A 15697-nucleotide genomic window follows, 5' to 3' on the forward strand; every position below is an offset into this window, starting at 1 on the left:
TTATGAAGACAGAATTGGCATCTCGATTAATCCAGCGACGTAAGGACCATGAACTAACTCAGCACGATCTTGCATCTTTATCAGGTGTTAGCCGGATGGGTATAGCGAAAATCGAGTCTGGCAGAACCCTGAATGCGAGAGCAGACACCTTGTTCTATATCGCGAGAGCGTTGAAATGCGACCCTATATGGTTGCTAAATGGTGAGGGCTCGCCTGATTTTAATGCCAATTCATCAAATGATTTCCGTCCAGGTCTTGCCATTGAGCAACGGGTTCCTGAAATCTCTTGGGAAGAAGCCAAAACATGGTCTGACACCCACAGTCTTAATGATAAGCAGAGCTATCCACTCCACCCATCTCCTGTAAAATGTTCGCCAGGAGCTTATGCTTTAAGAGTTAAAAACGAGTCGATGAAACCTAGGTTTGATCTGGACGATCTTATTTTTGTCGACCCTACAATGACACAACCTATAGATGGGAAATATGTTGTTTTATCAACAGATAAAAGCTCCCAAGCCACGTTTAAACAGGTGCAAATTATCGACTCTCAAGTGATGTTGAAATCACTCAATCCCGATTTCCCACCTGATATGCGCTTCACAAGGCTTGAGCATGAATCACAAGTAATCGGCACGCTTGTGAGTCATGTAAAACCAGTCTAGCTAAAAACATTTATCTACACAAAGCTCGGATTCCCGGGCTTTTTTTGTGTCTCAGCCGAGAAAATGTGAAAAAAGTTATCATGATTTATTTGACAAAGTAATGTGACAGTAATTATCTTTTGATTACTAAAAGAACAATTTATTTAGTTCTAAAAGTAGCTAAGTCACTTACAAGGAGATTGTCATGTACACGCCATCTGATAACTACTTGAACAACGCAGAAGCTAAAGAATCACGCCGCTTATCAAAACAAGACGCACGTGAAGAAGCCCTCAACACATTCATGCAAGAAGGCAAAGAGCACCTCCTCCGTTCCCGCGAATTCGCTGGCCTGAAATTTCGCGACTTCGCCACCTACTTTTTTGCTGACTTCCATGAAGGGAAAAGCGCTGACCGGCTCGTGTTAGTCCTCTGCCATTTAGAGTCCAACAAGGGTTTGGATTCTGTCCGCAACTTACTCACTTACGAAGAAATCATGGACCAAGCCATGAGTGCCTTCTTACAGCGAAACATCAACATCATCACATCAGCTTTCGATGCTGAACAGCATCAAGCAGCTTAACGAGGTAGCTTTCTCATGACTGATCTTATGACAGCAGAACAAAGCACCGTCGTTGCCCGTCCTGACTCGTGGATGAATACTGACACCCTCACCCACCTTTGCCGCCTAGCGGAAATGATGGCTGGCAGCAAAGTGACCGTCCCAAATCACCTCGCAGGCAATAACGGCGACTGTTTGGCGGTGTGCATGCAAGCGATGCAATGGGGAATGAACCCGTTCGCCGTCGCCCAAAAGACGCACCTCGTACAAGGCAACTTGGGTTATGAAGCGCAGCTGGTAAACGCCGTCATCACTGCGATGGCCCCGACTAAAGACCGACTCGAGTTCGAATTCTTTGGTCCCTGGGAACGCGTGATCGGCAAGTTCAAAATGGAAAACAGCCCGAAAGGTGCGCGTTACGCCAAGCAAAACTGGACGGACAAAGACGAAGAAGGCGTTGGGGTGAAAGTGTATTCCACGCTTCGCGGCGAAGACAAACCGCGTTCCATCGATATCTTACTGATGCAATGCTGGCCGCGTAACTCGACACAATGGGCGACCGATCCGCAACAACAAATCACCTATGTCGCCGTTAAGAAGTGGGCCCGTCGTTACTGCCCCGATGTCATTTTGGGTGTGTATACCCCCGATGAGCTGGAAAACAGCAATGTCGCTTTGGTTGAGCGCGACATTACGCCTGCTGAGCCAAAGACAGATGCAGAGCTAATCGAAGAAAAACCCGCCTACCCCGAAGACCAGTTCAACATCAATTTCAAAAAGTGGGCAATCGCGATTCAGAGCGGAAAGAAAACCGCCGAGCAAATCATCACCACGGTTGAAACCAAAGGCCGACTGAATGACGTCCAAAAGACCGCGATCCGTAACGTCACCATCAATGAGGAGAAATCAGCATGAATGTCGTCCAAGCAATTCAAGGTTCAAAAGAATGGCATGAACTACGCGCATTGCATTTCAATGCCTCAGAAGCCCCCGTCATGATGGGAGACAGCAAGTACCAATCTCGTGGGGCGCTACTACGCGAAAAAGCCACGGGTGAAACCAAAGACGTCAGCCCCGCACAACAACGCATCTTTGATAAAGGTCATGCTGCGGAAGAAGGCGCCAGGCCGCTTGCGGAAGTGATCATTGGTGAAGAGCTCTACCCCACCACGGCGACACGCATGGTTGAGGGTTTACCGCTTCTCGCCTCCTTTGATGGTATTACCGTACTTGATGACATTGTCTTTGAGCACAAACTACTGAACGCCAAGTTGGTTGAACGCGTGAAGGCCAATGACTTAGAGCCACATTACTTCTGGCAGATCGAGCAACAACTCTTGGTGTCCGAAGCTGAGCGCGTCATTTTCGTGTGCAGTGACGGGACCGAAGATAACTTTCACTATTGTGAGTACATCTCTCTCCCTGAACGTCGCGACGCACTCATCGCAGGATGGGCGCAATTCGCAAAAGATTTATCGCAGTACCAAGTGAACGATGTTGCGGTTGTCGAGCCAGAACCTGTGCTGGGTTTGCCGACGATCACTTACCGCATGGACGGTCTCTCTTTAACGTCCAACCTCGACGCCTTTAAAACGGCAGCGATGGCGCTGGTAGAAGAGTCAAAAAAGCCCATCGAAACCGAACAAGATTTTGCCGACGCGGAATCGCAAGTGAAGATCTTCAAAGACACGGAAGACAAACTCAAAGCCCTTCAAGAACAAGTACAAGGTGAAGTGGTAGACGTCGACACCTTCGTCAAAGATCTCAAGTTCATCGGTGAGCACATTCGCCAGGCTCGCCTTGCGACAGATAAGCAGGTGCAAGCCCGTAAGGATGAGATCCGCCAACGCATCCAAGACAAGGCCAACGCGACGATCGCGGCCCATGTCAAAGCGCTCGGGTCTGAAGTTAACGCCCCGCTCCCTGCCCTGTCTGTTTCGGTTCAACACGCCATGAAAGGTAAGAAGAGCCGGACCAGTTTGCAGGATGCGGCAGACACCGCCATTGCAAAGGCAAAAATTGAGGCTGATGCTTTGGCAAAAGTGGCACGCGCTAACGCGGCCAATCTCAACACGCTCGCGAACAGCCATCTGTTTTTGTTCAACGACTGGGAGCAAATTGCGTTCAAAGCCAATGAGGATTTTACCGCGTTGGTCAAAGCGCGGATTTCAGACCACGTCGCCAACCAGAAAAACCGTCAGGATGAGGAGCAGAGCCATGCAAACCAAAAGACTGAGGCGAAATCGCTACAAGCAGAAAAGAGTCCAGGCCAAGCCGCGACACCTCCACGACGAAAAGCGATGGTGGCTGAACAGCTAGACGAAGGCATGGTGTCGATCTCGATGCGCGAATACAAACACCTTCTCGAACGAAACAGTCTGCTGACAGCCCTTGAGCAACAAGGGGTCGATAACTGGGAGGGTTACAGCGAAGCAATGTCTCTCATCCCTGACAAAGCGGCGTAGACAAAGCCAATCCTGGCCCCTTCTAAAAACCGAATGGTTCGCTATCTTCAATCATGGAGGTAGTCATCCGCCCTAAGGTATTTCCAGTTAGCATGGTTTTTAGATTTGTAGCTACCCGCGTCTACTTTCTTTTGCTAAGAATTGAACATCTTCGGAGGCTCAAATGAACGAATATCAATTTATCCGTCTGTCTGATTGGGCTGCTATCACCTTTCCTGGAGAGCAATATTCTCCAGCTACAATGTCTCGATGGGTGAAAACACACCAAATCAAACCCTGTCCTGTCAAAGTGGGCGGCCGCTGGATGGTTCAAAAAGATGCCCGTTTCATCGGTCTTTCTGCCGCCAATGAAGGCCCTTATTCAGACCCAATGGTTGAAAGGATCATGAACTATGGCCGCTAGACCGAGAACGCACGCCATCGATGTACCTAGTCTTTATCAGAAGCTTGATAAGCGCACTGGCAAAGTCTACTACCAATACAGAGACCAGCGCACAGGACGCTTCCACGGATTGGGTACTGATAAGAAACAGGCGATAAAAATTGCTAAAGAGCTTAACGACCGTATCGCCAAACAACTGATCGATCACTACCAGAATATCCTTGACGAAAATGCCCCTAAAGTGGCTAGGCAAGGTATCAGTATCAAAAGTTGGTGCCAGCGATACATGAAGCTACAGCGCGAAAGGAAATCAATTGGAGAAGTATCAGAGAATACCGTTAAACAACGCGGTTACTGCGTAAAGGTGCTCGAGGATCGCTTTGGTCAAACCGGCATTAAAGACATCGATACGAAGTCGCTTGCCAAGATCATTGATGAGTACAAAGCCCAAGGCAAAATGCACATGGCCGCACGCCTTCGTTCAACCTGGATAGACATGTTCAAAGAAGCCTTGCATGCCGGTGAAATCGAAGGCGGCGTGAACCCAGCTTCAGCGACGAGGACACCACGATTGAAAGTGGCGCGTAATCGACTCACCAAAGACGACTGGCCTGCTCTCGTCGCATCGGCCAATAAGCAGATCTTTCCTTATGCCATCAATTCGCTGTATCTCGGCTTAACAACCGGCCTTAGGCGGCAAGACTTGTGTGAACTGAGATTCGCTGACGTCAAAGACGGTCATCTGCTAGTCAGCGTCAATAAAAGCCGAGGCAGAACCAAACTCGCATTTCCGTTGTGGCTCACCAACCCGCTCATTGGTATGTCCTTAGGCGAGATCATTGAGCAATGCCGCGCTTCTGGTGTGGTCAGTCGTTATCTTCTTCACTTATCGACCAAGTATGCGCCAACCAGAAAAGGCAGCCCTGTCAGCGCCATGTCTCTGAGTAAATCCTTCCTGAAAATTCGTGATGAGAGTGGTCTCGTTTGGGATGAAGGTTCCGCACCGAGTTTTCATGAACTCCGCTCACTTGCTGAGCGCACCTATTCAGAATTGGGATACGACACCCAAGTGCTGCTCGGTCACAAGAGTCGGAAAATGACTGACAAGTATCACGACGAGCGAGGCAGTGAATACGTGTTTATAAAAGCCCCCAAGCAAAACGTGACACCGTAATGCATAACTCATTTTTAGGCATGCCACACTCTATTCACCCAGAATTCGCTGTCGTTTTGGAGGGAAAGTTTTGGAGGGATTTTGGGGAAAGCATTTTGAGAAAGTGGGCGGGAATATCTACCAACAATCCAAAAGTGACAATCTTCGACCTATATATGCAGAAAAACATGAGAGAAAAATCAGAATTTAAGTTAGGCACTATTTATATAATTCAGTTAGATAAGATCACTAACCTTCCTTTATAAACGAAAAAGCGCCGACAAATGCCAGCGCCTTTTAAAACCAACACCTAAGTGGGCAAATTACTTCGCAATATTGAAGAAAGCACCATCTTTACACGTAAACGTATAGTATTTCTCGCGCTCCATGTACTTCTCGAAGCCTTTACCTTCACAGTAGGTGGCGTTCAGGTCTGTCGAAATGTTCAATCGACTGTCAACAACACGTTGATCAGGGTTTGGCATAGATTCTGCCGTTTCAATCGAAGAGCAACCTGCCATTGACGCGGCAATGACCGCCATCACCATTATTTTTTTCATTGTTATTCTCGCTTTATAAAACGTAATTGGAACCATCGCTACAAGAGAGTTTCACTTCGCCAGCTTCGCTCGACACAAAATCACGAATGCCCATGCTTGAACAATACACCCTGTCCATTTCGACTATGTCATCCAGAGAAATGTCACCACGAATGATGTATGAACTTCCGCTATGACACATTACACGCAGGCCATCAACGGTTTGTGAAAACGCTTTGGCGCTGTCGCTATGACAAAGCTTTATCGCTGCTTCAATACGTTCGTCTACAGGATCCGGTGACGAAGTGCAGGCCGCAAGCGACAAAGCAAACCCTAAGGTTAGAATTGGCTTAATCATTAGACTATTTCCATGTTTACTTTATTGTCCGCCGTGACGACATCACAACATATTCAACACATTAGCACAGCCTAACTGACGGATGTACCCCTACATCCTATATATCCCTGAGTAACGTTAAGATCGGGGTTAAGCGCTCTCTTATATAGGAAGAAGCAACTGAAGGTTAGACTTAAGCCTTTCTGGCGTTGACGCTGCCGTGACGGGTGTTATGCCGTAATCAGCAATGGTTTTCAACACCAGGGCTGAAGGCGTTGAACCATTCCCTTCAGCTTGCGCTTGAATGTCGTCAAGCATGGCGCAATTCAACAAGTTGTCGTAATTCTCTGGCAGATCGTCTGCGGAGAATTCGTAGCATCCATCCAGTAAAGGGCTGTAGCCAATAATCTCTGGTTTAACAGCCAGTCGCTTCAATGCGCCAAAAAGATGTTCATTGAGGATCACTTGCGGACCAAAATCTGCGCCTGCGTTTGGTGAAATAATCGAGTATCGATATTGAGCATAATCGAAAGGCCTAAGTTGATGTTGTTCAATCACATCAACGAGCTCTAACACCCGCGATTCTTTATAGTTTGAAATGCCCAACTGTCTGACAATCCCCTCGTCCACCAAGGATGACAGTGTTTTCCAAGTATCGAGTAATGGCACGTTTAAGTCATCCACGTGCGCGTACAACACATCAAGATAATCGGTGTTGAGTCGTGTTAGTGTTTTGTCCAATGAGCGTTTGATATTGTCGGGAGAAAGACCGTCTAATTTGTCATAAGTGAATCCATCGACGGATTGAGCCCCTATTTTCGTCATCACCTCTACACGCTTTCTGTCTTTGCCTTGCAGCCATTGCCCTAATACGGTTTCGCTTTCGTCCCCTTTCCCATCGGGGTGCCAACACGCATAGTTATTGGCAGTATCTAAGCGACTGCCCCCCATTTCCAGAAAAGCATCAAGAACCGCGAAGCTGTCGTCTTTATTGGTGTAGGTACCGAATTTTGCCGTACCTAAAATAATGGGAAACATTCTGCCACATCCTCCACAGCCCATACTCACAGTGAACATTGAGATAGGCATGTTGCACTATTGTTAAATTTCCTTATAACAATAGCCTTTGTCTGTGTTTACAACCATTGAACGAGTCGATATTCATTCTAATCTCCGTCTAAAACAACAGATAAACGCGATAAAGAGTGATATTCAGATGATGATGAAGTGGTTAAATATGAGGGATGAACTGTGCGATTCTTGAGATCAGATATTGGAAGATAAGTGCGCCCCGCTTAGCGCACACCTGCATGCTAATAGCCCGTTGCTTCCATGAACCCGACGCCTGTCGAAGAGCCCAATACATTAATGGGGCCTTCCCAGTATGGAAAGGCGAACGGCAACCAATTGTTAGCGTTCACCGGAGACGTGGTTATTGTCATGTCTACGTCCGCTATCTGAATTTGCCACTCGGTTGGCAAATGGCGCCCGGTAGGCATTTTTGAGAACGACGTAGGCACCATGTTGATGTCATCATGATCCAAAGTACGCGTACTGCCATCAGCGGCAGTTAGTGAGCCAAAACGATACGGTCCCTGCTCACTTCGTACCTGTACCACCATCAACGACTGGCCATCGTCCAACTGGAGTGAAAACCAATCCCAGCCTCGCTGATCATCACTTAGGGCTTGTGTGCTCCACTCGCGATCTACCCAGCCTTTTCCGCTGACCTCGATATTCTCGCCATTAATGGTCACTGTGCCCTCAAATACCACAGCAGGAACACTGAAGTAGTAAGAAGCAACATCTTTTGTCGCATGCTTTCGGCTATAACCTTGGTCGCCTTGCATGATTTCAGCTTGGCTCTGAACCATATTAAGATCAAAACTGAAATCATCGTCTTGTGCGGTGAGCTCTGCAGGAAAAGGGGCGGCTGTTTGACTGCGCCATTCCCAGTTATCGAGCCAAGCATTGAACGGTTTGCTGGTCACACCTGTTTGACCAATGCCCCCTCGCGCAAATCGCTCAGCGGCAAACGTCTCAGTTTTTGTCGTCAATACCGCATGGGCCATAAACACATGTGTATTATCCCATCTATCGCCTTGCTGTGCTGACAGCGCCGTGCGAAACAATGTCCACTGGACACCGTATTGGTTACCTTGCTTGTCACTTACGTTCGCGGTGACATACCACCATTCTTGTCTAAAATCGTCATGCTTGCCGTAGTCAGTTGGAAATGACAGACGACGCCCCGGTTTAACCGTTGAAAAACCGTCGCCGTCGCTCGCCACCAGCATATCAACCGCCAAACTATTTGGCACGTCGTCATGAAGGAGTACAGAGCCAAACAATGCCAGTACACACAGTAAAACCACCGAACTCCAGCCGATGATTGTCAGCATAAAAGGTTGAGGTTTATCATCATCCCGCATTACTGTGCGTCCCTGAATGAGAGAATGGCAGACCGCTTGATGAGGCGCCAAACTGGCCACCCTCCAGCGACGAGAAGCGTTAACAACGCCCCGCCAAGTGTGGTCATATAACTAAACGGAAAATAGGACACTGACATTGTCCAGCCAAATGAATACTTCAGCACAATGTTGATCAATACCTCTGCGATAAGCAGACCCAATGGCAAGGCAAACAACGCAGAGAACAAGCCAATTAACATTAACTGGCCGCCACCTAAGAACGCCAATTCTCGGCCAGAAATCCCCATGTATCGTAGAAGCGAGTATTGACGCTGTCGTGACAGTTCGGTGGCTAGCGTGGAGAAGAATAGGCCACAAATAGCGATGATCAATGTCAGGGTACATAGCGTGTCCGTGACAAGGAACGTTCTATCGAAAATACGCATGGCCCTTGCCAAAATTTCACGCTGATTACTTACCTGCGTTTCCTGCAACCCAAATTGGTTTCGCATGTTTTCGACCAACTGTGTTTCATCAACACCGTCTTTAAGCAGCGCTGCAACGCCAACCCGCCCTTCTTCATGCATCCAAGGAATTAGTGACGATCGGTTTGAAATCATCACTTGGCTGTATGGGTTACCGTAATCAAAATAAATACCTGCAACCTTCCAACCGTCACCAAATGGCGTTGGCAAGTTAATGCTATCGCCAGGGTGAACATCGAATTTCATCGCCAACGATTCACTCAACAGAATTCGTTTACTTTGATGCAGATGAGCCCAGTAATCCGGTATTGCTACTTTCAGTGCAAGCGCTTCACGTTCTTCCTTGCTGGTGCCAATGGAGTAAATTTCTACTACACCTTGAGCGGTATCAATTTCATGTCGCCACTGCACCAAGCTTTGATCAACATCCTCTTGGGCTTCAAGCCACTCAGACAGTTGTTCTGCGACCACTTTATCGGGGCGGATATAGATATCAGCAGCTAGACGTTGCTGTAACCAGCCTTCAGTTGTACTCCGAAAGCTGCCCACCATGGTTTCCATACCAATATTGGTCGCAATGGCCATCATAAATGCCATGGCAGCAATACCACGATAAGTGAGGCTTGCTGATGCATCCGACAAGAACCAACGTAGTCGGGCAATCTTGATTTTTTCAGAGATCAGCACGAAGGTTTTCCACATCAAAAATGGCAACAACAAACCGCCACTGATGAGGATTAAGGCTATTAGCGTAAAACCTTGAGCCTGACTTTGAGGGGCACTATAAACCCCTATAGCCACGACGATGAAAATGGCAGCAACAATGGCTTGCCAACGGAATTCAGCGTTGGAAAAACGCACCAATGACATACGCTTAGAAAGACGAGCAGGCGGCGTGGTTAGCAAGCGATATAACGGCCAGCCTGAGGCCAGAATGAAGCCGCAAACACCGAGAAGGAAGCTATAGAAGCCCCACTCCCATTGCCAATTCAATGTGAGGTCAACGTTAGCACCATAAAGATCGCTCAGTGTCGTTGCAACGGTGGGGATAAGCTTTTGAGCAAGAAATAATCCAACAATGTTACCGCTGATCAAGCCCAGCATTAGCCAAACGAGCATTTCCCCGGCAACGACCCAAGCCAGTGATTTTCTACCAACACCTAGTTGGCGCATAATGCCAACCAAAGGCTGACGCTGTGCCATCGACAACGATATTGCTTGATAGAATATAAACAAACCCACCACGAATGCTAACAAGCCCATGGCAAACAAATTAAGGTGGAACGCCCGCGTTAATGGACCAAGCTCGGCGGTTTCGGTACGAGAGAGCGTCATGGTTGGCGGCAAGAATTCACGCAACTCATCACGCTTGGCTTTGTCCATTTCACCGCAGTAAATCAGCGCAAAACCCGAGTGATCAGATAACTGGCGAATAACCGAGATATCACCCAAAAGCCGTGTACCTGCACCGATTTGGCCGCCGTCCATCATTTTAAGGGGGCCAATTTCCTTGCCGTCTTGCAAGACCAGCTTCTGGCCTTCAGTCCAACCAAAGTGATTCGCCAATTCACGGCTTACCCATTGCACGCCCATTCCTTCAGTAAGAGGTAAGGTACTCAAGGAAGACGTTGGATTGGCGGCATTGAAAGCAAACATCGCAATGGTATCGACACCCATTAGTTGAATGTCTTGGTCATCCTCTGTGGACGTTCTATGAAGATCGACGGGGACACATTGATTAAACCCTTCTTTTCGCATTGAAATGTAGAGTTGTTCATCAATGCGTTTTCCACGCTCACGGTGATGCAACACATACGGGAAAGGATTGGTAAAAAGGTTAGCGCCTTTTTTGTAACTGGTCTGTGCATGCTGGTTTATCGACATGACGCCCACCAACAAAGCGACGCCTAGGGTTAGCCCTAGCCATACCAATAAAACCTGAAACGGATGACGGCGATAATGCCCTATGAGTGCTTTAGCTACGGGTACGTACATTCAACACGCCCCCTTGCAGCGTGACACGCTGCCCTAAATAATCCGCCACTTTTTCACTGTGGGTGACCACCAATAACGTGCAATCCAGTGTTTTGGTAAGAGTCGTAAGAAGGCGCATTACTGCATCGGCGTTGCGTTCATCCAAGCTGCCGGTAGGTTCATCAGCCAGCAAAATTTTAGGTTCCATGTACAAAGCACGGGCTATTGCCGCGCGTTGCTGCTGACCACCGGAGATTTCTTCAGGATAACGCCCCAACAAGGGCATAAGATCTAGCGCTGAAATGATTTGACGCCAAAGACTGTCGTCTTCATGCAGGCCTTTTAATTGACGACAAAAGCGAATGTTATCCGCTACCGTCAAGGTAGGAAGAAGGTTGTATTGTTGGAATACCATACCGATGTAGTGACGCCGGTAACGTGTACGTTCGCTTTCTGACAAAGCATGAATGGCTGCGTTATCAATCCAGACTTGTCCCGAGTCGGGGTTGTCTAAGCCACCAATCAGGTTAAGCAAGGTACTTTTCCCCGATCCACTTTCGCCCATCAGCGCAACTTGGTCGTTGTTCGCTAAAGACAACTCAGCGCCTTGCAAAACAGGATGGAACTCTCCCCCATCAAGGTATCCTTTGCAAAGTCCAAAAAGCTCTAACATTTAAACCCCTAACAATGTCCATTTATCGACACACGGACGAGACCCGCAACGATTGGTCAAGCAATTTACCCCAATATCAATCGTCAAGAAAGTTATTTGAATCAAGTGCTCACTTTGACAAACAAACTCTCACACAGATCGAACAGTTTCATTCAACATTCTTTCAATGCCCCTTCCTGCCTGCGTTTAGGGCAATGAAGCGCTGCCACGTCTCGTTTGCGAGGCAATTGAATGATATGGTTATTTCCCTGACACTTCTCTGACATTACCGAGTAACAAAGGGGATTCGTCACTTCTCATATCAAGTGAGAAATATTTTTTGACATTCCAACACTAAGACTAGGGGTAGCATGCAAGCGGTCACGGGAAAAATTCTGGTTCTTGGTGCAACGGGATACATTGGCCGTCATTTAGTCTCGGCACTACTCAGTCAACAATACCCTGTTGTAGCAACAAGTCGTGATTTATCGAGTCTGCAAAATATTCCATGGTCTGGGCACCCCAATCTCGAACTGCATCAAGTAGACCTGCATGATAGCGGCGATCTTTCATCGGTATTAAGCGACGTATCTACCGTGTTTTATCTGGTACACGGCATGGCATCTGGCTCTGATTTTTATCAGTATGAGTTAGACATGGCGCACCACATGTCACGTGCCGTCAGTAAAAGTGATGTTGAGCGGGTGATTTACCTCGGTGCGACCCAGCCAGACAACGTATCATCCAGTCACCTTGCCGCGCGAAAAGCGACGGGAAACATACTCAGAGACTCAGGCAAACAAGTTATTGAACTTCGGGCGGGGATCATAATTGGTTCAGGCTCTGCGGCATTTGAAGTAATGCGAGATATTGTCTCTCACCTCCCTGTCGTCACGGCTCCTGCATCGATTCGTTCAGCATCATGCCCTATTGCGCTCGAAACCATGATTGGTTATCTGACCAAGCTGGTATCTCTTCCCGTTGATGGCTCTCCGACATTTGATGCCCGAGGGCCTGAAACTATCAGCTACGAAGATCAAATGCGCCGATTTGCGCGTATCATTAATAAACGCGTCGCCATCTTCAAAGTGCCTCTTTTGACGCCACGTATTGCGACGCATTGGTTGAGCTTAGTCACCACAGTTCCCAAACCCATCGCCCAGTCATTAATACAAGGCTTAGAGTACGACTTGGTGCCAACTGGCGAAGACATATCTTCCCTCATTCCTTCCCCGCAAATCAGCTTCGAGCGCGCCGTCGAATCTGCATTAGCCGAAGAAAGCGATGTGGTGAGAAACGATCTCTGGGGATTCGACCCTGATGCTGTTGCTCGCTGGCACAAAGGTTATGGCTACTACCCAAAACAAGCAGGATTCACTGTCGACACGGATGCATCTGCACACACTTTATGGCAAAAAATCTGCAATGTAGGCGGCGATGAAGGCTATTTCTTTGGGGATGCCTTATGGACGCTGCGCGCTTACATGGATGCTGCCATTGGCGGTGATGCCCTCAAAAAACGACGCCCTGATGGTGAAACGCTAAAAACTGGCGACTACATCGACAGCTGGAAGGTCATCAAGTGCGAAGAGAATCGTCACTTATCACTGTTGTTTGGCATGAAAGCTCCCGGACTTGGCAGACTCGAATTTACGATTGTCGATCACGGGGAACATCGAAGCTTGGATATTCGTGCGTGGTGGCACCCTGCCGGTTTTAGCGGCTTGCTTTACTGGTTCGCCATGATGCCCGCCCACCTGTTTATCTTTCGCGGTATGGCGTTTGCGTTAGCAAAGAAAAGCGGCGCAAAGGTGACAACACCTTCACGCCGCTAATTAAGCCTTTTCTAGTTTCTAGTTTCTAGTTTCTAGTTTCTAGTTTCTAGTTTCTACAAGATTAAGGCTTCAAGCTTTCTGGCAACACCACTAAACAATCGGCCTGATTTCGAGGCCAGATCTTATATTCACCGTGGTATTTGATGATCGATTTGTAATCGGTCACCTTAGTGGCGAGCAAGCCGTTAGCCAAAAAGGCTTCAATGAACCAAGCTTCTGGACCGCGGACATAGAGGCTCATCGGCTTCACTAGCTCCCCTGCTTCGTTGAAGCTTTTTTCCACTGCAGCACTATTTGCCACAAAGGAATGCTGCCCATCAGAAATGACCCGCATCTTGCGGCTTATCTCTTGATCGGTATGCACCATCCAATCATTCTTTTCCAGCTCGGTAAGCAAATCATCAAACTGAGCAATCGTGACAGCAACATGCTCATCGCCATCAGGAAATTGATGATGATATACCGAAGCAATATGCAGCATTTGGCCTTTAAGATTGGCGTGTTTACCCATACTGCGACCTTGCTGAACCCAACGCGTCAGATCTTTCAGCACAACGTTGTCAAAACGCTGTTTCTTGATCGACTGCGCCACCCAGCGACAAAGAAAAGAATCTTCACTCACTGGGTTGTTTTGTATTTTTCCTGCCGCTTTCGCGTCGTTAAGTTCGCTTAACGCTGAATCCACTACGGATTTGATTTCTTTTATGTAACTCATGTTCTTATTTTTTCGCTAAACCCCAGTAAAACAGGGCGGATAAAATCGCACATGCAGCCATAGCACCGGTCATGGGCCACGCTGAATGCACAGGAATGGAGGCGACTATACCACCAACAATAGTACCGATACCAAATCTCATTGTGCCTGCTAATGAAGAGGCTGTACCCGCCAACTCAGGGTAAGCACTCAGCACACAGGCCATGGAATTACTGCCAACAATGGAAATCGTACCGACAAAGAGCATTACCGGAATCACTGTTCCCCATAAGCCCAAACCGAAAACCTGACCGACGATCAACCCAATGCCAGCGAAGAGTTGGATCATCAAACCGATTTTCAGCATATTCTCGCTGCCCACTTTGCGCACAAACTTGCCATTCAGCATGGTAAACAGAATCAAGCACACCACGTTAAGGCCAAACAGGTAACCGAAGTTTTGGGTGCTGACACCGTAGTAATCGATGTAGACAAAAGAACCTGCCGTTAAAAAAGAGAACATGCCTGCAAACGAAAAACCAGAAGCCACGATGTAGCCAACAGATTGCTTGGTGCGCAGAATTTTCGCGTAATTACGCAAGGTCGAACCGATACGTAGCGGCGGGCGGCGATCAAGCGCCAACGTTTCAGGGATCATTGTCACCACGAGCACAATCACCAGTGCGGCGAAACCTGCCAGTACCCAAAAAATCGAACGCCATCCAAACCAAACCGCCAGATATCCCCCCATCATAGGCGCGGCCAAAGGTGCAACCGTCATGACCAAGGTAATAAACGACATGGTGCGGGCGAAATCTTCTTTATCGAACATGTCGCGAACCAGCGCTTGAATCACGACTGCAGCAGCAGCGCCACAGAAACCTTGCGCAGCACGAATATAAGTCAGAGTTTCAATATCAGTGGCGTTGGCACTCACCACTGCGCCGATCAAGAACATGATGACGCCGACGATCAATACGGGACGACGACCATAACTGTCTGAAATTGGGCCGTGAATCAACTGCCCCAGAGCAAAACCCGCGGTATACGCCGCGAGTGTACGCTGAACAAGCCCCGGCGCGACACCCAACTCCCTCGCGATATCAGGCATGGCGGGTAAATACATATCGATAGCCAACGGCGTCAACGCCGCAATCGCGCCAAGGACGAGGATCAAAAGAAAGGTCAGCTGTTGAGCTGGCTGATGTACCGCATTCGTTGTCATGTACGCCTTAGAAAGAAAAGGTGAAGAAAAAAGATGCACAGTTCAAAACTGTGTCTGGCTCACATAATAGCACTATGATTAATTCCCTTGAGGAAATAATGACTTTCTATTCAGACACAAACGGAATCGCTAGTAAATTGCAGATAATTAAGCATAAAAATTCATCATGACAATAAAATATCTCGTCTATCGGCTTGTAGCATCTATACATGAGACTTCACCGTCGGGAAACCGAGCACAAAAAAACGCCGCGGAACAAATGCCCGCGGCGTTTTCAATCAAGATGGTTTAGTTGAAGGTGCTGACTAGCGCACTTCTCGTCTAAGACATCCGATTTCGATA

At 47.9% G+C, this 15697-nt stretch carries 15 protein-coding genes; 7 read left to right on the forward strand and 8 right to left on the reverse strand.

Annotation, left to right across the window (positions count from 1 at the left end):
- Nucleotides 1-2 precede the first annotated feature (2 nt).
- The 6 genes from A1OO_RS09495 (at nt 3) to A1OO_RS09520 (ending at nt 5224) form a co-directional block, all read left to right on the forward strand.
- Nucleotides 3-662 (forward strand): helix-turn-helix domain-containing protein, encoded by a 660-nt coding sequence (locus A1OO_RS09495; RefSeq protein WP_017002865.1) that lies wholly within the window; start codon nt 3-5, stop codon nt 660-662.
- A 184-nt stretch (nt 663-846) separates the two neighbouring features.
- A complete protein-coding gene (locus tag A1OO_RS09500) occupies nt 847-1224 on the forward strand; it encodes a hypothetical protein (protein WP_017002866.1) in 378 nt (125 codons plus the stop codon).
- A 15-nt stretch (nt 1225-1239) separates the two neighbouring features.
- Entirely contained in the window at nt 1240-2118 is an 879-nt protein-coding gene (locus A1OO_RS09505; protein WP_017002867.1) for a RecT family recombinase, read from the forward strand.
- Nucleotides 2115-3668, forward strand: coding sequence for a YqaJ viral recombinase family protein (locus tag A1OO_RS09510; protein WP_017002868.1), 1554 nt, complete (start codon nt 2115-2117; stop codon nt 3666-3668). Before A1OO_RS09505 ends, A1OO_RS09510 begins: the two co-directional genes overlap by 4 nt.
- 163 nt (nt 3669-3831) lie before the next feature.
- Nucleotides 3832-4071, forward strand: coding sequence for an excisionase (locus tag A1OO_RS09515; protein WP_017002869.1), 240 nt, complete (start codon nt 3832-3834; stop codon nt 4069-4071).
- Nucleotides 4061-5224, forward strand: a complete 1164-nt coding sequence (locus A1OO_RS09520) for a phage integrase Arm DNA-binding domain-containing protein (RefSeq protein WP_017002870.1) — start codon at nt 4061-4063, stop codon at nt 5222-5224. Before A1OO_RS09515 ends, A1OO_RS09520 begins: the two co-directional genes overlap by 11 nt.
- A 302-nt stretch (nt 5225-5526) precedes the next feature.
- Here the strand turns inward: A1OO_RS09520 and A1OO_RS09530 are convergent, their stop codons facing one another.
- From A1OO_RS09530 to A1OO_RS09555, 6 genes are all read right to left on the reverse strand, one after another.
- Nucleotides 5527-5763: a hypothetical protein gene (locus A1OO_RS09530; RefSeq protein WP_026023793.1), complete on the reverse strand. Its 237-nt coding sequence runs from the start codon at nt 5761-5763 to the stop codon at nt 5527-5529.
- A 13-nt stretch (nt 5764-5776) separates the two neighbouring features.
- Nucleotides 5777-6100, reverse strand: a complete 324-nt coding sequence (locus A1OO_RS09535; RefSeq protein ID WP_017002872.1) for a hypothetical protein — start codon at nt 6098-6100, stop codon at nt 5777-5779.
- 141 nt (nt 6101-6241) lie between these two features.
- Nucleotides 6242-7117, reverse strand: a complete 876-nt coding sequence (locus A1OO_RS09540; protein ID WP_016962209.1) for an aldo/keto reductase — start codon at nt 7115-7117, stop codon at nt 6242-6244.
- Between the two features lie 275 nt (nt 7118-7392).
- Nucleotides 7393-8511, reverse strand: coding sequence for a lipocalin-like domain-containing protein (locus A1OO_RS09545; RefSeq protein WP_017002873.1), 1119 nt, complete (start codon nt 8509-8511; stop codon nt 7393-7395).
- Nucleotides 8511-10970: an ABC transporter permease gene (locus A1OO_RS09550; RefSeq protein ID WP_017002874.1), complete on the reverse strand. Its 2460-nt coding sequence runs from the start codon at nt 10968-10970 to the stop codon at nt 8511-8513. Before A1OO_RS09550 ends, A1OO_RS09545 begins: the two co-directional genes overlap by 1 nt.
- Nucleotides 10951-11622, reverse strand: coding sequence for an ABC transporter ATP-binding protein (locus A1OO_RS09555; protein ID WP_016962212.1), 672 nt, complete (start codon nt 11620-11622; stop codon nt 10951-10953). Before A1OO_RS09555 ends, A1OO_RS09550 begins: the two co-directional genes overlap by 20 nt.
- A gap of 350 nt (nt 11623-11972) precedes the next feature.
- Here A1OO_RS09555 and A1OO_RS09560 point away from each other — a divergent pair, with 350 nt between their 5' ends.
- Nucleotides 11973-13436, forward strand: coding sequence for a DUF2867 domain-containing protein (locus A1OO_RS09560; RefSeq protein ID WP_017002875.1), 1464 nt, complete (start codon nt 11973-11975; stop codon nt 13434-13436).
- Between the two features lie 61 nt (nt 13437-13497).
- Here A1OO_RS09560 and A1OO_RS09565 read toward each other — a convergent pair whose 3' ends face one another.
- On the reverse strand, nt 13498-14151 hold the full coding sequence (locus A1OO_RS09565; RefSeq protein WP_016962214.1) for a DUF2913 family protein: 654 nt from the start codon (nt 14149-14151) through the stop codon (nt 13498-13500).
- 4 nt (nt 14152-14155) lie between these two features.
- Entirely contained in the window at nt 14156-15355 is a 1200-nt protein-coding gene (locus A1OO_RS09570) for a Bcr/CflA family multidrug efflux MFS transporter (protein WP_016962215.1), read from the reverse strand.
- Between the last annotated feature and the right edge of the window lie 342 nt (nt 15356-15697).

It is taken from the genome of Enterovibrio norvegicus FF-33, assembly GCF_000286835.2.
Taxonomy (GTDB): domain Bacteria; phylum Pseudomonadota; class Gammaproteobacteria; order Enterobacterales; family Vibrionaceae; genus Enterovibrio; species Enterovibrio norvegicus_A.

Bases quoted from the DNA above. Each gene is read 5' to 3' on its own strand.
- A1OO_RS09495 (WP_017002865.1), top strand. From the start codon at position 3: ATGAAGACAGAATTGGCATCTCGATTAATCCAGCGACGTAAGGACCAT.
- A1OO_RS09500 (WP_017002866.1), top strand. From the start codon at position 847: ATGTACACGCCATCTGATAACTACTTGAACAACGCAGAAGCTAAAGAA.
- A1OO_RS09520 (WP_017002870.1), top strand. From the start codon at position 4,061: ATGGCCGCTAGACCGAGAACGCACGCCATCGATGTACCTAGTCTTTAT.
- A1OO_RS09535 (WP_017002872.1), bottom strand. From the start codon at position 6,100: ATGATTAAGCCAATTCTAACCTTAGGGTTTGCTTTGTCGCTTGCGGCC.
- A1OO_RS09530 (WP_026023793.1), bottom strand. From the start codon at position 5,763: ATGAAAAAAATAATGGTGATGGCGGTCATTGCCGCGTCAATGGCAGGT.
- A1OO_RS09515 (WP_017002869.1), top strand. From the start codon at position 3,832: ATGAACGAATATCAATTTATCCGTCTGTCTGATTGGGCTGCTATCACC.
- A1OO_RS09560 (WP_017002875.1), top strand. From the start codon at position 11,973: ATGCAAGCGGTCACGGGAAAAATTCTGGTTCTTGGTGCAACGGGATAC.
- A1OO_RS09510 (WP_017002868.1), top strand. From the start codon at position 2,115: ATGAATGTCGTCCAAGCAATTCAAGGTTCAAAAGAATGGCATGAACTA.
- A1OO_RS09565 (WP_016962214.1), bottom strand. From the start codon at position 14,151: ATGAGTTACATAAAAGAAATCAAATCCGTAGTGGATTCAGCGTTAAGC.
- A1OO_RS09545 (WP_017002873.1), bottom strand. From the start codon at position 8,511: ATGCGGGATGATGATAAACCTCAACCTTTTATGCTGACAATCATCGGC.
- A1OO_RS09505 (WP_017002867.1), top strand. From the start codon at position 1,240: ATGACTGATCTTATGACAGCAGAACAAAGCACCGTCGTTGCCCGTCCT.
- A1OO_RS09550 (WP_017002874.1), bottom strand. From the start codon at position 10,970: ATGTACGTACCCGTAGCTAAAGCACTCATAGGGCATTATCGCCGTCAT.
- A1OO_RS09570 (WP_016962215.1), bottom strand. From the start codon at position 15,355: ATGACAACGAATGCGGTACATCAGCCAGCTCAACAGCTGACCTTTCTT.
- A1OO_RS09555 (WP_016962212.1), bottom strand. From the start codon at position 11,622: ATGTTAGAGCTTTTTGGACTTTGCAAAGGATACCTTGATGGGGGAGAG.
- A1OO_RS09540 (WP_016962209.1), bottom strand. From the start codon at position 7,117: ATGTTTCCCATTATTTTAGGTACGGCAAAATTCGGTACCTACACCAAT.